At 68.3% G+C, this 21,653-nt stretch carries 19 protein-coding genes and 1 pseudogene; 17 read left to right on the forward strand and 3 right to left on the reverse strand.

From position 1 onward, the window contains the following. Window positions 1-36 precede the first annotated feature (36 nt). The 5 genes from QO011_RS22935 to QO011_RS22955 all read left to right on the forward strand — a co-directional run bounded on the left by QO011_RS22935 (window position 37) and on the right by QO011_RS22955 (window position 9,622). A complete protein-coding gene (locus QO011_RS22935) occupies window positions 37-1,392 on the forward strand; it encodes an efflux RND transporter periplasmic adaptor subunit (RefSeq protein ID WP_307276986.1) in 1,356 nt (451 codons plus the stop codon). A gap of 2 nt (window positions 1,393-1,394) precedes the next feature. Next, on the forward strand, window positions 1,395-3,371 hold the full coding sequence (locus QO011_RS22940) for a MacB family efflux pump subunit (protein WP_307276989.1): 1,977 nt from the start codon (window positions 1,395-1,397) through the stop codon (window positions 3,369-3,371). A 259-nt stretch (window positions 3,372-3,630) separates the two neighbouring features. Beyond that, window positions 3,631-4,908, forward strand: a complete 1,278-nt coding sequence (locus QO011_RS22945; RefSeq protein WP_370882000.1) for an efflux RND transporter periplasmic adaptor subunit — start codon at window positions 3,631-3,633, stop codon at window positions 4,906-4,908. Window positions 4,909-4,919: 11 nt separating this feature from the next. Then, window positions 4,920-8,063 (forward strand): efflux RND transporter permease subunit, encoded by a 3,144-nt coding sequence (locus QO011_RS22950; RefSeq protein ID WP_307276992.1) that lies wholly within the window; start codon window positions 4,920-4,922, stop codon window positions 8,061-8,063. Window positions 8,064-8,101: 38 nt separating this feature from the next. Continuing rightward, window positions 8,102-9,622 (forward strand): efflux transporter outer membrane subunit, encoded by a 1,521-nt coding sequence (locus tag QO011_RS22955; protein WP_307276996.1) that lies wholly within the window; start codon window positions 8,102-8,104, stop codon window positions 9,620-9,622. Window positions 9,623-9,709: 87 nt separating this feature from the next. Here QO011_RS22955 and QO011_RS22960 read toward each other — a convergent pair whose 3' ends face one another. After that, on the reverse strand, window positions 9,710-10,603 hold the full coding sequence (locus tag QO011_RS22960) for a GntR family transcriptional regulator (protein WP_307276998.1): 894 nt from the start codon (window positions 10,601-10,603) through the stop codon (window positions 9,710-9,712). A 338-nt stretch (window positions 10,604-10,941) separates the two neighbouring features. On the opposite strand from QO011_RS22960, the gene QO011_RS22965 reads away from it, so the two are divergent. The 4 genes from QO011_RS22965 (at window position 10,942) to QO011_RS22980 (ending at window position 15,606) form a co-directional block, all read left to right on the forward strand. Next, a complete protein-coding gene (locus tag QO011_RS22965; protein ID WP_307277003.1) occupies window positions 10,942-11,937 on the forward strand; it encodes an ABC transporter substrate-binding protein in 996 nt (331 codons plus the stop codon). A 77-nt stretch (window positions 11,938-12,014) separates the two neighbouring features. Beyond that, entirely contained in the window at window positions 12,015-13,535 is a 1,521-nt protein-coding gene (locus tag QO011_RS22970; RefSeq protein WP_307277005.1) for a sugar ABC transporter ATP-binding protein, read from the forward strand. Between the two features lie 44 nt (window positions 13,536-13,579). Then, the gene (locus QO011_RS22975) at window positions 13,580-14,560 is read left to right on the forward strand and encodes an ABC transporter permease (protein WP_307277007.1); all 981 of its coding nucleotides are present in this window, start codon (window positions 13,580-13,582) and stop codon (window positions 14,558-14,560) included. Between the two features lie 29 nt (window positions 14,561-14,589). Then, entirely contained in the window at window positions 14,590-15,606 is a 1,017-nt protein-coding gene (locus QO011_RS22980; RefSeq protein ID WP_307277009.1) for a zinc-binding alcohol dehydrogenase family protein, read from the forward strand. A 191-nt stretch (window positions 15,607-15,797) separates the two neighbouring features. Here the strand turns inward: QO011_RS22980 and QO011_RS22985 are convergent, their stop codons facing one another. Further along, window positions 15,798-16,652, reverse strand: a complete 855-nt coding sequence (locus tag QO011_RS22985) for an AAA family ATPase (protein ID WP_307277012.1) — start codon at window positions 16,650-16,652, stop codon at window positions 15,798-15,800. Window positions 16,653-16,852: 200 nt separating this feature from the next. Here QO011_RS22985 and QO011_RS22990 point away from each other — a divergent pair, with 200 nt between their 5' ends. From QO011_RS22990 to QO011_RS23025, 8 genes and pseudogenes are all read left to right on the forward strand, one after another. After that, window positions 16,853-17,194, forward strand: coding sequence for an ArsR/SmtB family transcription factor (locus QO011_RS22990; protein WP_307277015.1), 342 nt, complete (start codon window positions 16,853-16,855; stop codon window positions 17,192-17,194). 3 nt (window positions 17,195-17,197) lie between these two features. Further along, window positions 17,198-17,704 (forward strand): SRPBCC family protein, encoded by a 507-nt coding sequence (locus tag QO011_RS22995; protein WP_307277019.1) that lies wholly within the window; start codon window positions 17,198-17,200, stop codon window positions 17,702-17,704. Continuing rightward, a complete protein-coding gene (locus QO011_RS23000) occupies window positions 17,704-18,330 on the forward strand; it encodes a dihydrofolate reductase family protein (protein ID WP_307277021.1) in 627 nt (208 codons plus the stop codon). The genes QO011_RS22995 and QO011_RS23000 overlap by 1 nt, the downstream gene beginning before the upstream one ends. Window positions 18,331-18,485: 155 nt before the next feature. Beyond that, window positions 18,486-18,626: pseudogene (locus QO011_RS23005) on the forward strand (IS256 family transposase); the annotation flags it as partial. Window positions 18,627-18,670: 44 nt separating this feature from the next. Beyond that, window positions 18,671-18,850 (forward strand): bacteriocin, encoded by a 180-nt coding sequence (locus QO011_RS23010; RefSeq protein ID WP_307277024.1) that lies wholly within the window; start codon window positions 18,671-18,673, stop codon window positions 18,848-18,850. 200 nt (window positions 18,851-19,050) lie between these two features. Beyond that, window positions 19,051-19,284, forward strand: coding sequence for a hypothetical protein (locus QO011_RS23015; protein WP_307277027.1), 234 nt, complete (start codon window positions 19,051-19,053; stop codon window positions 19,282-19,284). A gap of 197 nt (window positions 19,285-19,481) precedes the next feature. Then, window positions 19,482-19,664, forward strand: a complete 183-nt coding sequence (locus QO011_RS23020; RefSeq protein WP_307277030.1) for a hypothetical protein — start codon at window positions 19,482-19,484, stop codon at window positions 19,662-19,664. A gap of 43 nt (window positions 19,665-19,707) precedes the next feature. Continuing rightward, window positions 19,708-21,081, forward strand: coding sequence for a class I SAM-dependent methyltransferase (locus QO011_RS23025; protein ID WP_307277032.1), 1,374 nt, complete (start codon window positions 19,708-19,710; stop codon window positions 21,079-21,081). Between the two features lie 18 nt (window positions 21,082-21,099). On the opposite strand, the gene QO011_RS23030 is transcribed toward QO011_RS23025, so the two are convergent. Further along, entirely contained in the window at window positions 21,100-21,636 is a 537-nt protein-coding gene (locus QO011_RS23030) for a cyclic nucleotide-binding domain-containing protein (protein WP_307277034.1), read from the reverse strand. Window positions 21,637-21,653 lie beyond the last annotated feature (17 nt).

Here is a 21,653-nt window from a genome sequence, read left to right on the forward strand (position 1 = left end):
CCGGGCCTCTCGCCCGCCGCGTCCTGGAACACTAGCATGCACAGCCCGGAACGGGCGGCGTCCGCCGTCCTGGCCCCGCACAGGAGCGTCCCGCCCGGTGGGCACGCGTTCGGCGAGGCGCCGATCCCGCCGGTCGCCGACACGTCCCGAAACAGGCCGCCAATATCCAAGGCGCGTCCGCGCCGCGGCCGGCGGGCGATCGCGATCGCCCTGTCCCTCGGCGCCGCCCTCGGGCTCGGCTGGCTCGGCAGGGCGCAGCTCCTGCCCGCGCCGGCCGCCGGCCTGATGACCGCACCCGCGGTGGTCGGCAGCATCGAGCAGAGCGTGCTGGCCAGCGGCACGCTGAAGCCGGTCAGGCTGGTCGCGGTCGGCGCCCAGGTCTCCGGCCGGATCACCGCGCTCAAGGTCGCCGTCGGCCAGAAGGTCCGGGCCGGCGACCTCATCGCCGAGATCGACGCCCTGACCAAGCAGAACGACCTGCGCTCGGCCCAGGCCGCCCTCGACAGCGCCCGCGCCCAGCGTGAGGAGAAGGAAGCGACGCTCGCCAAGAACGAGGCGGCCCTGGCGCGCCAGAAGCTGACCTATGGCCAGAACGCCTCCTCGCGCGCCGACTATGAATCCGCCGAGGCGGACGTGAAGGCGACGCGGGCGCAGATCGCCCAGCTCGACGCCTCGATCGTCGAGGCCGAGGTCTCGGTCTCCACCGCCCGGGTCAATCTCGACTACACCCGCATCACCGCCCCGATCGACGGCACCGTGCTCGCCATCGGCGCCCAGGAGGGGCAGACCGTCAACGCCACCCAGTCGACCCCGACCATCGTCGTGCTCGGCGATCTCGACACCATGACGATCCGGGCCGAGATCTCCGAGGCCGACGTGGTCCGGGTCGAGCCCGGCCAGGAGGTCTACTTCACCATCCTCGGCGAGCCGGACCGTCGCTTCCACGCCCGCCTGCGCTCGATCGAGCCGGCGCCGGAATCGGTCAAGACCGACAGCAGCTTCTCCACCGACAGCACCACGACCAGCTCGACGTCCTCCTCCTCGTCCACGTCCTCGGAGGCGATCTATTACAACGGCGTCTTCGACGTGCCGAACCCCGACGGCCGCCTCAGGACCTACATGACGGCCGAGGTGCACATCGTCCTCGGCGAGGCCCGGAACGTCCTCACCGTGCCGGCCGCCGCCCTCGCCGGGCCGGAGGCGGACGGCTCCTTCTCCGTGCGGGTCGTCGAGGCCGACGGCACGGTGGCGCGCCGCCCGGTCGAGGTCGGGCTCGACAACAAGATCGCCGCCGAGATCCGCGACGGCCTGAAGGCGGGCGAGCGCGTGGTGATCGGCGAGGCCGCCACTGCCTCCAGGACCATGATGGGTCCGCCGCCCGGCGGAATGTGACGATGGCGCCGCCCCTCGTCGTGCTCGATAATGTCTGCCGCGACTATGCCACGGGTGCCGAGCCGGTGGTGGCGCTGCGCGACGTCACGCTGACCATCGCGGCCGGCGAGATGGTCGCGATCGTCGGCGCCTCCGGCTCCGGCAAGTCGACCCTGCTCAACATCCTCGGTTGCCTCGACCGGCCGACCGGCGGCAGCTACCGCGTGCTCGGCCGCGAGACGGCGGCGCTCGAGGCCGACGAGCTCGCCGCGCTCAGGCGCGAGCATTTCGGCTTCATCTTCCAGCGCTACCACCTGATGGCGGAGTTGACCGCGGCCGGCAACGTCGAGATGCCGGCCGTCTATGCCGGCCTCACCCTGCAGGCCCGGCAAGCCCGCGCGGCGGCGCTGCTGGCGCGCCTCGGCATGGCGGGGCGCGCCAGCCACCGGCCGGGCCAGCTCTCCGGCGGCCAGCAGCAGCGCGTCTCCATCGCCCGGGCGCTGATGAACGGCGCCGAGGTGATCTTCGCCGACGAGCCGACCGGCGCGCTCGACAGCGCCAGCGGCCGGGAGGTGCTGCGCATCCTCGACGAGCTCCATGCCGGCGGCCAGACCGTCATCATCGTCACCCACGACATGGCGGTGGCCCGCCGGGCCGAACGGATCATCGAGCTGCGCGACGGTGTCGTGGTCTCTGACCGGCCGAACCGGCGGGAGACGCCGGCCGAGGCCGCGCCGGCGCCGGCGCCGGCCGGGCCGGATCGGGCGGCGATCGTGCCCGCCACCCCCTGGCGGGCCCGGCTCGACCACTTCCGCGAGGCCTTCCGCATGGCGCTGCTGTCGATGAACGCCCATCGCCTGCGCACCGTCCTGACCATGCTCGGCATCGTCATCGGCGTCGCCTCGGTGGTCTGCGTCGTGGCGCTCGGCGCCGGCTCGCAGCAGAAGGTCCTCGCGAATATCAACAATCTCGGCACCAACACGCTGGAAGTGTTTCCGGGCAAGGATTTCGGCGACGTCCGCTCCGGCAAGGTCACCACCCTGGTGGTCGCCGACGCGCAGGCCCTCGCCGGCCAGCCCTATGTCGCCGCCGTCACGCCGACCGTCTCCACCAGCAAGACCTTGCGCTCAGGCTCGATCGAGGTCACGGCGCAGGTGAACGGCGTCGGCGAAGCCTATTTCGCCGTCAAGGGAACCGAGCTCGCCGAAGGCGCCTTCTTCGACGCCGACGGCGTGCGCCGCATCGCCCAGGACGTGGTGATCGACGCCAACACCCGCAAAGCCCTGTTCGGCGAAACGGCGACCAGCCCGGTCGGCCGGATCATCCTGGTCGGCGCCGTGCCCTGCCGCATCGTCGGGGTGACGCGCCCGCAGCAGGGCGGGTTCGGCTCCAGCGCCAACCCGTCCGTCTATCTCCCCTACACCACGGTGCAGGCCCGCTTCCTCGGCTCCACGTCGCTGCGCAGCATCAGCGTGCGGGTCGACGACGACGCCTCCACCGACCTCGCCGAGCAGGCGGTCACCGCGCTGCTCGTCCGGCGGCACAAGGCCCGGGACTTCTTCATCCTCAACACCGACGACATCCGCCGCACCATCACCTCGACCACGCAGGCGCTGACCCTGCTGGTCGCGGCGATCGCCGCGATCTCGCTGGTCGTCGGCGGCGTCGGCGTCACCAACATCATGCTGGTGTCGGTGTCCGAGCGCATCGCCGAGATCGGCGTGCGCATGGCGGTCGGCGCCCGCCGCAGCGACATCCTGCAGCAATTCCTGATCGAGGCGGTGCTGGTCTGCCTGATCGGCGGCCTCACCGGCATCGGCCTGGCGCTCGGGTTCGGCGCCCTGTTCAACGCCGCCAGCACGGCCTTCAGCCTGCACTATTCCCTCACCTCCATCATCGTCGCCTTCCTGTCCTCGACCCTGATCGGCGTCGTCTTCGGCTACATGCCGGCGCGCAACGCCTCGCGGCTCGATCCGGTCGCGGCCCTGGCCCGGGAATAGCCCGATGTCGTTCCTTCATCATCGCGGCGACCTGCCGGGTTCGATCGGCGACGTCATGGGGATTTCCGGCATCAGCACAAGGATATGCCGGCCCCGCGTCTCGCCACGTCGACGAAAACGCGGCGGTTTCTACGCCCGATGTCCGCGCAATGCTCTTGGCCGGACCATCTGAATGCGCGGCAACTCCCCGGCCGGATTGACGGCCCCGCGGCAACTCAATAGCGATACTTTCCGGCGCAACAGATTGGATCCGATCCTGGTGTCAGCTGCATCCTCCCTTTTCCGGCATTCCTCCGAAGCTGCGGGCGGCGGCCCCGTGCGGGCGCTCGCCCGGGTCGGCATCGTCGCGGCCTGCATCCTCGCCGCCGGCTGCAACCGGGAGCAGCAGGCCGCCACCCCGCCTGCCGGCGCCGTCCGTCCCCAGGTCAGCGTCGTCACGCTGCATCCGCGGGCCGTCGCCATCACGGCCGAGCTGCCGGGGCGCGTCGGCGCCTCGCTCACCGCCGACGTCGTGCCGCAGGTGACCGGCATCATCAAGGCGCGCCTGTTCAAGGAAGGCACCGAGGTCAAGGCCGGCGACGGGCTGTACCAGATCGATCCCGCCAGCTACCAGGCGAGCTATGACAGCGCCGTGGCGACGCTGCAGAAGGACCAGGCCGCCGTCCCCAGCGCCCAGGCCAAGGTCGACCGCTACCAGACCCTGATCAAGCAGAACGCCGTCAGCAGCCAGGACCTCGACGACGCGCGCTCCACGCTGGCGCAGGCCAAGGCCGACGTCGCCGCCGCCCAGGCGGCGCTGGAGACGGCCCGCATCAACCTCGACTACACCACCATGAAGGCGCCGATCGGCGGGCGGGTCGACGCCTCGACCATCACCGAGGGCGCGCTGGTGAGCTCGGGCCAGTCGACGGCGCTCACCACCATCCGCCAGCTCGACCCGATCAATGTCGACGTCACGGAATCGAGCACCAACCTCCTCAACTTCCTGGCGGCGGTGAAGTCGGGCCGGATCAAGACCACGGGGTCCGACGTCTCCGTCAAGCTGAAGCTGGAGAACGGCACGATCTACCCGCACCCCGGAACGCTGCGCTTCATGGAGGCCAACGTCAACCAGACCACCGGCACCTTCACCGTGCGGGCCGAGTTCGCCAATCCCGACCGGCTGCTCCTGCCCGGCATGTATGCCCGCGCCATCCTCGAGGTCGGCCTGGCGCAGAACAGCTTCCTGGTGCCGCAGCGGGCGGTCAGCCACAACGTCAAGGGCGAGGCCACCGCCGGCTTCGTCGGCAGCGACGGCAAGGTCGTCCAGCGCGTGCTCTCGGTGCAGCGCAGCGTCGGCAACAACTGGCTGGTCGACGCCGGGGTCTCCGACGGCGACAGGATCATTGTCGAGGGCATCCAGCTGGTGCGCAGCGGCCAGGAGGTGGCGGCGACCGAGGTGACGGTGGACGATGCCACCGGCGACATCCGCCAGCTCTCCCAGAGCTCGGCCCTCGACAAGCCGGCGGGCGCTCCGGCGCCGGCCCGGGTCGAGTAGGAGCCGCGGGCATGTCGCGTTTCTTCATCAACCGGCCGATCTTCGCCTGGGTCATCGTCATCTCGGTGATGCTGGCCGGCCTGCTCGCCATCACCAGCCTGGCGATCGAGCAATATCCGCAGATCGCGCCGCCCTCGGTGTCGATCAGCGCCACCTATTCCGGCGCCGACGCCCAGACGGTGGAGAACTCGGTGACCAAGGTCATCGAGCAGGGCCTGACCGGCATCGACAATCTCGACTACATCACCTCGACCTCGACCTCCTCGGGCAGCGCCTCGATCACGGTCACCTTCACCAGCGCCGCCGATCCCGACGTGGCGCAGATGCAGGTGCAGAACAAGCTGCAGCTCGTCCAGGCGCAGCTGCCCTCGACCGTGCAGAGCACCGGCATCACCGTCTCGAAGGCCTCCACCGGCTTCCTGATGGTGGTGGCCTTCGTCTCCACCGACGGCAAGATGACGGCGACCGACGTCGCCGACTACGTCAAGAGCAGCGTCAACGACACCATCTCGCGCGTCGAGGGCGTCGGCACCACCCAGCTGTTCGGCGGCGGCTATGCCATGCGCATCTGGCTCGACCCGGACAAGCTCGCCAAATATGCGCTGATGCCGGGCGACGTCGCCACGGCCATCCAGGCCCAGAACGTCCAGGTCGCCGCCGGCCAGCTCGGCGACATCCCGCAGCGCAAGGGCCAGCAGCTCAACGTCACCGTGACGGCCCAGAGCCGCCTGCAGACCCCGCAGCAGTTCGAGAACATCATCCTCAAGAGCGCCAGCTCGGGCTCGATCGTCCGGCTCAACGACGTCGCCACCGTGGAGCTCGGGTCCGACAGCTACACCACCAGCTCCAAGTATAGCGGCCTGCCCTCGGCCGGCATGGGCATCAACCTGGCCACCGGCGCCAATGCCATCAACACCTCCAAGGCGGTCAAGGCCACCATCGACAGCCTGGCCTCGACCTTTCCGGAGGGGATGAAGGTCTACTATCCCTACGACACGACCCCGTTCGTGCTCCTGTCGATCGAGGACGTGGTGAAGACGCTGGTGGAGGCCATCGTCCTGGTCTTCCTGGTGATGTTCTTGTTCCTGCAGAACATCCGGGCGACGATCATCCCCACCCTCGCCGTGCCGATCGTGCTGCTCGGCACCTTCGGCGTCCTCGCCGTGCTCGGCTATTCCATCAACACGCTGACGATGTTCGCCATGGTGCTCGCCATCGGCCTCCTGGTCGACGACGCCATCGTCGTGGTCGAGAACGTCGAGCGCGTCATGCAGGAGGAGGGCCTCGGCCCGCGCGAGGCGACGCTGCGCTCGATGGAGGAGATCACCGGCGCCCTGGTCGGCGTCGCCACGGTGCTCTCCGCCGTGTTCGTGCCGATGGCCTTCTATTCCGGCGCGGTCGGCGTCATCTACCGCCAGTTCTCGGTGACCATCGTCTCGGCCATGGCGCTCTCGGTGCTGGTGGCGCTGATCTTCACCCCGGCGCTCTGCGCCACCATCCTCAGGCCGCCGAAGGACCATGCCACCCAGCGCGGCTTCTTCGGCTGGTTCAACCGCACCTTCGACCGCGGCACCCAGGCCTACCGCAACGGCGTCGCCGGGGTGATCAGCCGTTCCTGGCGCTTCCTCGCCGTGTTCCTCCTCATCGGCGGCGGCATGCTCTGGCTGCTCGAGCGCCTGCCGAGCTCCTTCCTGCCGGACGAGGACCGCGGCATCGTCATCACCAGCGTGACGCTGCCGCCGGGCGCGACGCAGGATCGGACGGAGAAGGTGCTCGCCACTGTCCGCGACCACTTCCTCAAGGACGAGAAGGACTATGTCGAGGGCATCTTCACCGTGGTCGGCTTCGGCTTCGGCGGCGCGGGCCAGAATGTCGGCATCGCCTTCGTGCCCCTGAAGGACTTCAGCGTCCGCACCGACCCGAACGGCAAGGCGCAGGCCATCGTCGGCCGGGCGATGAAGGCCTTCTCGCAGATCCGCGACGGCATGGTGTTCGCCCTGACGCCGCCGGCCGTCACCGGCTTCGGCAACACCAGCGGCTTCGACTTCTACCTGCAGGACCTGAACGGCGCAGGGCACGACAAGCTGATGGAGACGCGCAACCTGCTGCTCGGCATGGCGGCGAAGAGCCCGCTCCTGGTCGGCACGCGGCCCAACGGCCAGGAGGATACGCCGCAATATTCCGTCAACATCGACCAGGAGAAGGCGAGCGCCCTCGACCTCAGCCTGTCCGACATCACCACCACGCTGTCGACGGCCTGGGGCGGCACCTATGTCAACGACTTCATCGACCGCGGCCGCGTCAAGAAGGTCTATCTCCAGTCGGCCGCGGATTTCCGCATGCAGCCGGAGGACCTCGGGCGCTGGTATGTCCGCAACTCCGACAACGCCATGGTGCCCTTCACCGCCTTCGCCACCGGCAAGTGGAGCTACGGCTCGCCGCGCCTGGAACGCTACAACGGCGCCTCGGCAGTGGAGATCCAGGGGGCTGCCGCGCCGGGCGTCAGCTCGGGCGATGCGATGAACGCCATCGACGGCTTCGTGGCGCAGCTGCCGCCCGGCTATCGGCACGAATGGACCGGCCTCTCCGCCCAGGAGCGGCTGTCGGGCAGCCAGGCGACGCAGCTCTACCTGCTCTCGGCCCTGGTGGTGTTCCTGGCCCTCGCCGCCCTCTACGAGAGCTGGTCCATCCCCTTCGCCGTCATGCTGTCCGTGCCGATCGGCATCTTCGGCGCGGTGCTGGCGGCGACGCTGTTCGGCCAGTCCAACGACGTCTATTTCAAGGTCGGCCTGCTGACCACGATCGGCCTCGCCGCCAAGAACGCCATCCTGATCGTCGAATTCGCCATGGAGCAGCAGAAGGCCGGCAAGGGCCTGGTCGAGGCGACGCTGGAGGCCTCGCGCCAGCGCCTGCGCCCGATCCTGATGACCTCCTTCGCCTTCATCCTCGGCGTGACGCCGCTCGCCATCGCCTCGGGCGCCGGCTCGGGCAGCCAGAACTCGATCGGCATCGGCGTGATGGGCGGCATGATCGCCGCGACCGTGCTCGGCATCTTCTTCATCCCGCTCCTCTTCGTCGCGGTCTGCCGCGTGTTCTCGCGGCGCGCCGCGCCCGCGGACCGGGCCGACACGACTCCAGCCGCCGGAACCCCATGATGCAGTCCTGTGATCGAAACGCACAAGGGAGCCTGGGCATGACCGGCGCAGCATCCGCGGGTGGCCGGCGGCCGGCTCGCCCTTCCCCTCCGCTGCGGGTCGCGGCGCTGCTTGCAGCCGCGTTGCTCGGCGGCTGCGCCGTGGTCGGCCCGGACTACCAGACCCCCCGCGTCGCGGTGCCGGGGCGCTGGAGCGGGGCCGCCGCCGCGCAGCAGCGCCAGCAGCCTCAGCTGTCGCAATGGTGGCGGCGCCTGAACGATCCGGTTTTGAACGGATTGATCGAAGAGGCGATATCAGGCAATCTCGACGTCGCCACCGCCAAGGCCAAGATCCGCGAGGCGCGCGCCACGAGGCGCGAGGCGGTCGGCGGTCTCTTTCCCACCCTCAGCGGCTCGGCCGACGCCGCCCGCAACCGCACGGGCGGCACCTCGACCAGCTCGGCCGGCGCCGGCAACATCACCTACAACACCTTCAGCGCCGGGCTCGACGCCAGCTGGGAGCTCGACCTGTTCGGCGCCAACCACCGCGCGGTGGAGGCGGCGACCTACGGCGTCGAGGCCGCCGAGGCCGACCTGCGCGCCACGCTGGTCACCCTGGTCGGCGACGTCGCCACCGCCTATGTCGATGCCCGCGGCTACCAGGCCCGCATCGCCCTCGCCCGCCGCACCGCCTCCTCCCAGCGCGACACCGCCGCGCTGACCCGGACCAAGTTCACGGCCGGCTCGGCCTCGGCCGTCGACGCGGCCAATGCCGACGCGGAAGCCGCCTCGACCGCCGCCAACATTCCCCTCTACGAGCAATCCTTCGCCCAGGACGTGCACCAGCTCAGCGTGCTGCTCGGGCGCGAGCCGACCGCCCTGGCGGAGCGGCTGAAGCGGACGGCGCCGATCCCCACGCCCGGACGCCCGCTGCCGACCGGCATTCCCGCCGACATCCTGCTGGTCCGCCCCGACGTGCGCGAGGCCGAGCGCCAGCTCGCCCAGTACACCGCCAAGGTCGGCCAGGCCGAGGCCGCGCTCTATCCCTCGGTCAGCCTCACCGGCTCGCTGTCGACCTCCGGCACCAAGATCGGCGACCTCGCCAAGAATTCCTCGATCAGCTGGTCGTTCGGGCCGTCGGTGAGCGTGCCGATCTTCCAGGGCGGCCAGCTCACGGCCGAGGTCGACATCGCCCGGGCCCAGCGCGACCAATATTTCATCGCCCTGCGCTCGGCCGTGCTGACCGCGCTGCAGGACGTGGAGAACGCGCTGGTCAACCTCTCGACCCAGCGGCGCAACGCCGCCCAGCTCGGCCAGGCGGTGAAGGGCTACCAGGACGCCGCCCGGCTGGCGCATGTGCTCTACCAGGCCGGCTCGGAGAGCTTCCTCGACGTGCTGACCGCCGACCGCTCTCTCTATTCGGCGCAGGATTCACTGCTGCAGAGCCGGGTCGCCATCACCAAATACTATGTCGCCCTCGCCAAGGCGCTGGGCGGCGGCTGGGACGGCGCCATCGACAGCTCGAAGCCGGAGGTGGTGGACACCAACACCGGGCCGCATCTGGCGGCGGCGCAGAATTGAGGCGCGGCTGCCCGGACAGGTCCCAGCAGAGCCAGACGCCACCAGCAGGCGTGCACTCGGGCGCGGAAGCGAAGCCCATGCATCGCCTCAAGCCTGCTCCGTCTTCCGCATGGCCTGAAGAAGCGTCGTCCGGGCAGACGCCAAATGCTTTCGACAGAAGAACTCAGCATCCAGCTCATTGCCGGATCTGAGTCCTACCATATAGTTCAAATGCTCGCGTATTGCGACCTCGTTGCGCTCCTTCTCATCCACCTTGCTCCACTGGTAGTGATAGTGAAATATAATTGAAATTACATCATAGAAATCAACGATAAATCTATTGCTCGAAGCGTGATGAATCAGGCGATGGAAGCGATCGTCCAACTCTGAAAACTCGCGATAGCGCTCGTCGATTTGCAGCAGCAGTTGCCGATGCGCGACCTCGATCGCTTCGAGCTCCTGCCAGATCGGGCTCTCCGCCGGAAGATGCACGAAGGCTCGCGCCGAGCGCAGCTCGAACATCTCCCGCACCTCGAACAGTTCCAGGGCGAAGGCCTCGGTGAAGCCGTTGAGGACCCAGTGGCGGTTGCGCTGCTTCTCTATCAGGCCGAATCGGCTGAAGCGGATCAGGAACTCGCGGACGGCGGAGGTGCTGACGCCGATCTCGCGGGCGATATCGGCTTCGTTGATCTGGCTGCCCGGCTGCGCGTCGGCGGAGAGCACCCAGCGCAAGAAGGCGCGTTCGATCACGGCCGAGACGGGGGCGGTCTCGGCCTCGGGGAAATAGTCTTCCGGCCGCGGAGGGCGCAGAACCTGCTTCGAACGGCTTTCCCAGGCGATCAGCCCCGCTTCGACCAGCTTGTCGAGAATGACCCGGACCGTCGTGCGGCTGATCCCCAGCCGCCCCGCGATCTCGGCCTCCGACGGCAGCCCCTCTCCGACCTGCAGCAGGCCGAGGCTGGCATTGTAGGCCTCCTTGAAGAGGGTGTTGGGCTTGCTCATCCTCGATTCACCGTTTGCACGCGATCTTCGGCCACGGAAGCCGTCGAATGCAACTCGGTTCCGGGAATCGCCGGCTGTGGGTGCCAGTGCCCATATGAGACCGTCGTTTACCGATAACAATCCTCATCGATCCTTATCGCGCGCCATCCTCGCCGCCGTGGCGGCGTGCCGGCGTCGGCGATGAACACGGACAAGAGAAAATCTTGGCATATTGCCAAGCCTGCCCAACTGATCTAGGAATCCAGAAATGGTCTTATAACGATAAAAAACGTCGGTTGCGGTAGGTGCGGCCGAACCAACGTTCCGGTTTAACACCGCGCCAGGGAAGGATCTCACCCATGACAGCAACAGCCCGGAGCCTCACCCGCCGCCGCCTCGCCTTCATGGCTGCAGCCGCGTTCGTGGTCGCCGGTCTCGCCGCAGGCCGGCCCGCCGAGGCCGCCGCCACGTCGATTCCGATCATCGTCAAGGACACCACCTCGTTCTACTGGCAGATCGTGCTCGCCGGCGCGCGCAAGGCCGGCAAGGACCTCGGCGTCGAGGTGCCCGAACTCGGCGCCCAGTCCGAAGCCGACATCAACGGCCAGATCTCGATCCTCGAGAACGCCGTGGCCAACAAGCCAGCCGCCATCGTCATTGCGCCGACCCAGCGCGCCGCCCTCGGCAAGCCGATCGACGAGGCCGCCGCGTCGGTCAAGATCATCGGCATCGACTCGGCCGCGGACTCCAAGGCCTTCACGTCGTTCCTCACCACCGACAACGTGCAGGGCGGGCGCATCGCTGCCGATGGCCTGGCGGAGGCCATCAAGGCCAAGTACGGCACGGCGGAGGGGGAGATCGCGCTCATCACCCATCTGCCGGGAGTGGGATCGCTCGACGAGCGCGCCAAGGGCTTCAAGGAGGAGCTGGCGGCCAAGTATCCCGGCCTGAAGCTCGTCGCCAACAAGGTCTCGGACGGCACGGCGAACGGGGGCCTCAACATCACGACCGATCTGTTGACGGCCTTCCCGAACCTGCGGGGCATCTTCGCTTCGAACCTGATCCAGGCCCAGGGCGCCGGCCAGGCCGTTGCCGAGAACAAGGCCCAGGACAAGGTCAAGCTGGTCGGCTTCGACAGCGACGACAAGCTCGTCAAGTTCCTCAAGGACGGCGTCATCGCCGCGCTCGTCGTTCAGGACCCGTTCCGAATGGGCTATGATGGCGTCAAGACTGCTCTCGCCGCCTCCAAGGGCGAGAAGGTCGAGGCCTTCGTCGACACCGGCGCCAACCTCATCACCCAGGCCAACATCAACGAGCCGCGGTCCCAGGAGCTGCTCAATCCGAAGGTGAAGTGAGCACCGGGCGATCAACCGGGCCGACGGGCGCCTTGCCACGGCACCCGTCGCTCTCCTCGCGAGGACTCGTTGGAGCCATGAGCGGATCAGACGCAATCGCGAGCGGGGCGGCCTTTGGCGAGGCGCCGATCCTCGAGCTCAGGCGGCTCGACAAGCGCTTCGCCGGAACCCACGCCCTGAAATCCGTGGATCTCGCCTTCCAGGCCGGCGAAATCCACGCGATCGTCGGCGAGAACGGCGCCGGCAAGTCGACGCTGATCAAGCTGCTGACCGGTGTCCATACGCGCTCGTCCGGCGAGGTGCTGTGGCAAGGCAGGCCGGTTGCGCTCACTACGCCCCATGAGGCCATCGATCTCGGCATCAACGCCGTTCACCAGGAAGTGGTGCTCTGCCCGCACCTGACCGTCGCCGCCAACATGTTTCTCGGCGACGAGCAGGTCCGCTTCGGCCTGCTCAAGGAGCGGGCCATGGTGGGGGCGGCCCAGGCCATCCTCGACGAGCTCGGCTTCAGCCTGCCCGCGAACGTGCTGCTGTCGGACCTGACCATCGGCCAGCAGCAGCTGATCGCTGCCGCCCGCGCCGCAACGCGCGGCACCCGGTTCCTGATCTTCGACGAGCCCACGGCCTATCTGACGAGGCAGGAAGCGGCCCAGCTCTTCGCGCTCATCCGGCGGCTGAAGACGCAAGGCGTGACCATCGTCTATATCAGCCATCGCATGGAGGAGGTCTTCGAGCTCGCCGACCGGGTGTCGGTGCTGCGCGACGGCAGCCTGATCGGCACGCGCGCCATCGGCGCCACCACCGAGGCCGAGCTGATCGCGCTGATGATCAACCGCGCGATCGAGCAGATCTATCACAAGGAGCAGATCGCGACGGGGGGCCGGATCCTCGAGACGCGCGGCCTCTCGGGCCAGGGTTTCAGCGACGTCTCGCTCACCGTGCATGAAGGCCAGATCGTCGGGCTGTACGGTCTCATCGGCGCCGGCCGCAGCGAATGCGTCACCAGCATCTTCGGCCGCCACCCGACGACGGGGGGGCAGGTCATCTGGCAGGGGCGGCCCGTTGCCATCCGCAGCGAGCGCGATGCCATCCGTCTCGGCATGGCCCTGGCGCCGGAAAGCCGGCGCGACCAGGGCCTGTGCCTCAACCTCGGCGTCGGCCACAACCTCAATCTTCCCGTCTACGACCGCCTGACCCGTGGCGTGACCATCTCCGGCAGGCTGGAGAAGGAGCATGCCGATCGGCAGATCGGCGATCTCAGGATCAAGACGCAGAGCCGCAGCGCGCCGGCCTTCAGCCTGTCGGGTGGCAACCAGCAGAAGATCGTCATCGGCAAATGGCTCAATCACGGGGCCAAGCTCTTCATCTTCGACGAGCCGACCGTCGGCGTCGACGTCGGCACGAAGGCGGAGATCTACAGGCTCTTCTCGGCGCTGCTGGAAGGGGGAGCGGGCATCATCCTGATCTCGTCCTACCTGCCGGAGGTCTATGAGCTTTCGGACGAGCTGCATGTCTTCCGGGCGGGAAGGCAGGTCGCGACCCACGCCTTCAAGGCCGTGTCGCACGAACAGATTCTCAGCGAAGCGATCGGCGTCTGACGCGAAGACGTCGTCAGGCCAGGAAGAAGCGAGGCGATGGAGCCATGACTCAGGAAACGGTCGCGAGCAGCACGGGCGCAGGGCGGCGCAAGCTCGACTTCAACAATCTCCTCGGCCTCTCGCTCGTCGCCGTGCTGCTGTTGATGTTCGTTGCCCTGTCGCTGTTGACGACGACCTTCGCGACGCCCGGCAACATCTCGAACCTGGCCCGCCAGGGGGCGATGATCGCCATCCTCGCGGTGGGCGAAACCTTCGTGATCATCACGGCCGGCATCGATCTGTCCGTCGGCTCCATCGTCGGCTTCGCGACCGTGATCGTATCGCTGCTCATCGAGAACAACGTGCCGGTCTGGCTTGCCATCCCGATCACCCTGATCGCCGGAGCGGCGATCGGCGCCTTTCACGCCTTCGGCATCGTCCGCATGGGGTTGCCGCCATTCATCATGACGCTCGCAACCCTGACGGCTCTGCAGGGCGCGGGTCTCCTGATCACCGACGGCTCGACCATCAACATCACGAACGACGACTTCACGGGCTTCTCGCGTGGCAGCCTCTTCGGCGTGCCGAACCTGTTCTGGATCGTGATCGCGGTCGCCGTTCCGGGGCTGATCTACCTGCACTTCAGCAAGTTCGGCCGCTACCTCTATGCAGTCGGATCCAATGCCGAGGCCGCCCGCCTCTCCGGCATCAACGTGCGCAGCGTGATCTACACCGCCTATATCCTGTCCGCCCTCTGCGCGGCCGTGGTCGGCGTGATGCTGGCCTCCCGCACCGGCACCGGCAACGCCACCCAGGCCAACGGCTGGGAGTTGCAGGCGATCGCCTCCTCCGTCATCGGCGGGACCAGCTTGTTCGGAGCGGTCGGCACGATCTGGGGACCGCTCCTCGGGGCCTTCATCCTGGCGACGATCCGCAACGGCGCCAACCTCCTGAACGTCAATTCGTTCTGGCAGTTCATCATCACGGGCGGCCTGATCATCGTCATCGTCTATTTCGACCAGCTTCGCCGGCGCCGGGCCCGCTGACGCCTGAGATCGAGCATGAGGAGGCGGCCTTGAAGAGTGTCGTGTGCGCCGCACCGGGGCGGCTGGAGCTCGCCGAACGATCCCGTCCCGGTGCGCCGGCGCCGGGCCGGGCGACGGTGGAGATCCGCCATGTCGGCATCTGCGGGACCGACTACCACATCTACGAGGGCAAGCATCCCTTCCTGGATTATCCGCGCGTGATCGGCCACGAATTGTCGGGCATCGTGTCCGCTGTCGGGCCGGGCGTGACGCTCGGCATCGGCACGCCGGTCGTCGTCAACCCCTATATCTCCTGCGGCCAGTGCGTCGCCTGCCGGCAGGGCAAGCCGAATTGCTGCACCCGGATCCAGGTGCTCGGCGTCCATGCCGACGGCGGCATGTGCGAATGCATCGAGGTGCCGGCCGGGAACCTCTATCCCGCCGGGCGGCTGTCGCTCAGGGATGCGGCCATGGTCGAGTTCCTGGCGATCGGCGCCCATGCGGTCCGCCGTTCGCAGCCGCGCCCGGGCGCCCGCGCCCTGGTGACGGGGATCGGTCCCATCGGCCTCGGCACCGCGATCTTCGCCCGCATCGCCGGGCTGGACGTATCGCTGATCGACGCGTCCTCCGAGCGTCTGGCTTTCGCGCACGAGCGCCTCGGCTTCGGATCGACCTTCCCGGCCGGGCCGTCGGCGCACGAGGAGGTGATGCGGGCAACGGCCGGAGACGGCTTCGACGTCGTCTTCGACGCCACCGGAAACGCGGAAGCGATCGGCGCCGGCTTCGGCCTCGTGGCCCATGGCGGCACCTATGTGCTGGTGTCGGTGGTCAAGAACGAGATCGTCTTCTCCGATCCCGAGTTCCACAAGCGGGAAATGTCGCTGATCGGCAGCCGCAACGCCACGCGCGTCGACTTCGAGCATGTCGTCGCCTCGATCGAGGCCGGCCTCATCCCGACGGATGCCCTGGCGACCCACACCACGACGCTGGAGCGCGTCATCGAGGATCTTCCGCTCTGGGCCCATGCGAAGAGCGGGCTGATCAAGGCGATCGTGGCGCTGCCATGATCCAGGCTTCAGCGGCATCGATCGGCCTTCGCGCGTGATCCCCCTCCGACCCTGCCGCGCAGTTCGGCCAGGTCGAAGCGGGATCGGGAGCCCACCCGGCGCATGTGCTCCATGGGGCTGGCTCGGAGAGCTTCCTCGACGTGCTGACCGCGCGGGGCCGCATCTGGCGGCGGCCGGCAGCCCTGCGAGCCCTATCCCTCCAGATGCGCGCTGACGAAGCCGGCGGGATCCTCGAAGAACTCGCGCAGAAAGCGGAAATGCGCCGTCTCCTCCAGGCGGCAGGGCTCGATGGCGTTGCGCACGATGCGGCGCAGGTCGGCGCCGGGATAGGCCATCAGCAGCGGCGCGTGCGTCGCGATGATGATCTGGACGGTGCCGCCCTGCTCCAGCGCCCGCAGCATCGCCATGAACTCGATCTGCCGCTGCGGCGACAGCGCCGATTCCGGCTCGTCGAAGATGAAGAGGTGATGGCGGCCCGAGCGCAGCGCCGCCTCGAAGCGGCCTGAGAAGAAGTCGACGAACCCTTCGGCATGGGACATCTTCAGGTGCTGCGGCCCGAGGCCGGGAGCGATGTCCCAGACCGCCGTTTCGTCGAGGAACCGCGCCAGGCGGTGGAACGTCTCCGCCCGGAAGAAGAAGCCCCGCCCCACTTTCGGCAGCCAGGCGAAGCGCAGAACCTCGCCCAGCCCCGTGTCCTCGCGCGCCCGCGCCAGCATGGCGCTGCGGGTGGCGCGCTCGGCCTCGCTGAAATCGTCCAGCTCCCTGTCGCGGTATTTTTCCGTGATCTGGTCGGCGGCCAGATGATCCCGGCTGCCGCCGGCCTTGCCGAAGCCGGCCGCCTCGGCGATCGCCTCCAGGATGGTGGACTTGCCCGTGCCGTTCTCGCCGACCAGGATCGTCACCGGGCGCGTCAGCGTGAGGTCGACGCCGCCATGGCGCACCAGCGGCAGGTCGAACGGAAAGCCCTGCCGCTCGGCGAGGCTGTCCATGTCGGTCCAGACCCGCTTCAGGAACGGCGCCCGCAACGATGATGGCCTTCGCGCCATGCCCCTCCCCTGCGCTCCCTCGACAGGGTGAGGATGCGAGGCCGCAAGTCAATCCCGGCCCGAGCCCTTGGCCCTGGTTCCGTCGCCCGCAGGGCTTCCGTGCGCTGTCCTTCGGAAAGCCCTTCGGCGGCCGTCCTCCGGCACGACTCGCCCGAATCTTTTGGCTTGATATATGCCTATATCGGCATATGATGGCGGCCATGGCACGAGCAGCGACGACATCGGACGTCTTCAACGCGATCGCCGAACCGCAGCGCCGGGACATCCTGGCCCTGCTGCGGGCGGGTGAGCGGCCGGTGACCGAGCTGGCCCAGGAGCTGGGGATGACCCAGCCGGGGGCGTCCAAGCACCTGCGGGTGCTCCGGGAGGTCGGGCTGGTGCGGGACCGCAAGGCCGGCAAGCAGCGCCTGTACGGCCTCGACGCCCGCGGGCTGCGACCGGTTCACGCGTGGGCCGGCGGGTTCGAGCGGTTCTGGAACGACAGCTTCGACCGGCTGGACGCATATGTGCAGGACCTCAAGCAGGCAAGGCGGGAGGAGTGACCGATGGCAGCGGCAGGACGCGACGCGATGGCGCAGCCGGCGACAGCCGACCGTGAGATCGTGATCTCCCGGGTCATCGGTGCCCCACGGGAGCTGGTGTTCGAGGCGTTCACCGAAGTCCGGCACCTGTCGCGATGGTGGGGACCGGAGGGGTTCACCACCACCACCCGGGCCTTCGAATTCCGGGTCGGCGGGGAGTGGGTCTTCGTGATGCACGGACCGGACGGGACGGACTACCAGGAGTGGATCTCCTGGACCGAGATCGCCCCGCCGGAACGGATCGCGCTCCTGCACGGTGAGTCCCGTGGCGATCCGAATGCGTTCACGTCGGTCCTGACGTTCGCGCCCGACGGCGCGGCGACCCGGATCGAGATGCGCACGGTGTTCCCCACCAAGGAGATGCGCGACGAGGTGGTCGAGAAGTACCACGCGATCGAGGGTGGCGAGCAGACCCTGAGCAACCTCGCTGCCTACGTCACCGAGATCGTTCGAAAGGGAGTCGAGGACTGATGGCCGGAAAGGTATTCTTCAGCGTGTCGATGTCGCTGGATGGGTTCGTCGCGCCCGAGGGGCGCATGGGCGACCCGCGCTGGATGGCGCAGTGGATGGAACTGCAGCAATGGGTCTTCCCGCAACGATTCTTCCGGGAGAACCTGAAGCTCAGCGAGGGCGGCGAGGAAGGGCGCGACAACGACATCCTGCGCGAGACGTTCGAGCGCACCGGCGCGAGCGTCATGGGCAAGCGCATGTTCGAGCTCGGCGAGCAGGCGTGGCCGGAGGACGCGCCGTTCCATACCCCGGTCTTCGTCGTGACGCACGAGAAGCGTGCCCCCTGGCAGCGACCTGGCGGGACCACCTTCCACTTCGTCAACGATGGCATCGAGACCGCGCTCGACCAGGCCCGCGGGGCCGCCGGCGACCGGGACGTCCGTATCGCGGGCGGTGGCGCAACGATCCTGGAATACGTGAACGCCGGCCTGATCGACGAGTTCTCGATCGCGCTCTCCCCCGTGCTGTTCGGCTCCGGAATCCGCCTGTTCGAGGGCGTGGACGCGGACCGCGTGGCACTGGAGCCGGTCCGCGCGGAGCCGACGCAGCGGGTGACCCACCTGACCTACGCCGTCCGGGAGCGGTAACAGTCTCGACCTCGGCGCTTCCCCGCCGAGGTCGGCAACGCGGTGAGATCCTCGACGCTCCGAGCGCTGGGAAGGGCGAGCGTTTGGGCTGCGATCTCGGCCGCGCGCTCCTCCGGCAGGGACCTCACGGCATTGTCGCGAACCTTCATCGCCGGCTCAGGCTTCGGCAGCGAGCCACCAAGGGCCCCGGCTCGCGGGCCGCCGGTGTCGCGATGGCGTTCAAGCTCATCGGATTGGCACAGACCCGGTGGCGGGCCGTCGAGGCCCCCCATCTTGTCGTCCTACCCATGTTGGGATACCGTAGCGTCGGGGCAGGTACGATGATGGAAAGGTCAAGTCCATGGTCGATCAAAAGCAGCCCACTTCAAAATCTTCCGAGACCATTGCCAAGCTCAAGGATCGCGCGGCGAAAGAATTGTCGGAAGAGGAGCTTCAGCAGGTTGCCGGCGGCGAGAAGGGCAAGGTGCAGATGCAGGACCTGTCGTTCGTCAAGAAGGTTGACGTCGCCAGCCCACGCTGACGGCGCCCGGTTTCGGGCAGCCCACCGGGACGATCGCAGGACGACGATGAGGTGCAGCGTGAATGCCGCTGTGGCCTGGGGCGCGCGAGCGGTGCCCAGCGGAACAGCTTGTCGAAGCGGCGCCCTGGTAGGCTTCGTCGTCGATCTTGGATGATCGTCTTTCCAACCGTGCGCCGGACTTCGTTGGACAGGAGCACATGATGAGCGGATCGTCACGGCCCGAGAAGGCCAAGGTGTCGGCGGAATCGAGGAAAAAGCGCCTCTCTCCAACCGGTTCGCTGGTGACGTCCGGCGAGCAGGCCGGCGTCGAGCTGTCCGAGGACGACCTGGCGACGGTCGCCGGCGGTACGCCAGTCACGCAGGACATCACCGTGAACAAGGCCAAGACCGCGGACAAGGCCTACGCGATCATGGACGCCTATATCAAAGGCTGAAGCCTTTGCGATCTGGCGGACGCGACAGGACTCGCAAGGACGCGTCGAAACAGGGGGGTGGAGCAAGGTAGCGTTTCCGCCCGAAGGCGCTTTGCTCCAACGATCTGCGGCGATGCTGCTCCCGCCGCGGCGCCGCATCTTCGCAACGATGCCCAAACGCCCGATCTGCCGTCTTGGAGCCTGCCTGGGAGGAAACGATGGCCAAATCCGAGTCCAGACGTCGTGCCAAGGTGGTCTCGAAGCCCGACGACCTGACGAAGGCGAGGGTCGGTGCGAGCGTCGAGCTGACCGAGGAGCACTTGCAGTCCGTCAGCGGCGGCGTCGCGAACCTCAAGCTCGACCACAAGATCAACGCCCTGAGCACCGATCGCCACAAATAGCGATGGCGCATCCGTCGGAGGACCGATCGGGCCGGGAGGGCGCTTGACGGAACCGATCCGCTATGTGAGCGATGTGCCCTATGTGCCGGGCTTCACGTGCGAATTGTCGCCGGAATGGCTCGATTTCGTCGCGGTCCTCTGCGGGTTCGAGCCGCCGGGCCGCGCCTCCGATTTCTCCTGGTGCGAGCTTGGCTGCGGCCAGGGCCTGACGTCGATCGTCTTCGCCGCTACCCATCCCGAGGGCATGTTCCACGCCGTCGATGCGATGCCCGCGCACATTGCCTGGGGACGGCGGGTCGCGGCGGATGCCGGCATCGGCAATCTCGCCTTCCACGCCGTCGATTTCGCGGCGGCGGTCGAGCTCGACCTGCCGCAGTTCGCGTATATCGTCGCCCACGGCGTCTATTCCTGGATCGACGAAGAGGCGAAGGCTGCATTCCGCCGCTTCATCGACCGTCACCTGGCCCCCGGCGGGCTGGTCTATGTCAGCTACAACACGATGCCGGGCTGGGCCGCCGACGCGCCGTTCCAGCACCTCGTCCGGGCGATCGCCGCACGGGCGACAGGCGACAGCATGGACAGGTTCGATGCCGCGGCGGCGGCCGTCCAGGGCCTGACCAGGGCCGGCGCTCCCGCCCTCACCGCCAGCTCCGTCGCGGCCGGCTGGGATGCGGAGAAGGACCGGCGGCCGCGCGCCTATTTCGCGCATGAGTATCTGGCCCCGGCCTGGCGGCCGCTCTACGTCGACGATGTCCGCCGCGACATGGCGCAGATCGGGCTCGAGCCGGTGGGCTCGGCGACGCTGCGCGACAATTTCGACGGCTTCGTGCTGCGCCGCGCCGCCCGCGAAGCGCTCGAGGCCATTGCGGATGCCGACCTGCGGGACCTCGTTCGCGACTACTTTCTGCTGCAGCGTTTCCGCCGCGACGTCTATGGGCGGGCGCCGGCCGGGCTTGACGACGACGAGCGGCGGAAACGCCTGTTCGCCATGCCGTTCGCCCTGGTCACACCCGCGGCCCTGGTCGAGTACGCCATGGCGACCGAAGCCGGGCGCGTGACCTACGACAATCCGGTGGCCCGCCGGATCGTGTCCATGCTTGCGCACGAGCCGCGCACCCTTGCCGATTGCCTCACCGGGCCGGATCGAACGCAGGCGCCTGCGGCGCAGGATCTGCTGGCGAACGCCTTGGCGCTGTGCTGTGCCGGGACGATTGCGCCGGTGTCGCGCGGCCGGGCCGACGTGGCAGGGTTGAACGCCCTGCTCCTGGAGGATGCGGGCCCGGGCACAGCCTACCGCGTCCTGCCCTTCGGGACGGCGCAGAAGTTCGACACGCGGTTCCTGGTGGCGCTGCGCGACGGCAAGGAGGTCGCCCCCGAGGTCCGGCCCTGGGCCGACCACCTGCTGAGATGGGCCTGACGCCATCGGGGCGCCGGATCACCCCCCCGACAACGCGGCCAGCAACCGGTGAAAGCGCTCCCCTGCCTGCGAAACCGTGTCGAGAACCGTGTCGTCCAGTTCGTCCTCGATGACGGCGTCGCCCCGCAGATCGCCCTCCTCGCCCTGGCCGAGGCGGTGATTGGCGGCGCGCAGGCGATCGGCCAGGAAGATCGCCAAGGCACGATAGAAGCGGGAGGAAAAGCCCGGATCCTCGTCGATCCTGTGCTGCAGATCGGTGCGCTTGATCTCCAGCACCGACGCCCGCCCCAGCGCCGCCACGGTGGCGGAGGGCGGCGCCGTGTCGACGAACGACATCTCGCCGACGAATTCGCCGGCGCCGAGCTGGGCCAGCCTCGTGCCGTTGCCGAGCGTCACGCAGAGCGCGCCGTCCAGGCTGATGAACACGGCATCCACCGGCTGCCCGGCCCTGACGATCACCTCGCCGTCGCCGAGGCTGCGGCGCGTGCCGTGGCGCTGCAGCCACTGCACGTCGGCATCGTTCAATTGACCGAGGATGTACAGTGCCTTGCGCATGGTCGATCTCCCGGAAC

It is taken from the genome of Labrys wisconsinensis, assembly GCF_030814995.1.
GTDB classification, from domain to species: Bacteria; Pseudomonadota; Alphaproteobacteria; order Rhizobiales; family Labraceae; genus Labrys; species Labrys wisconsinensis.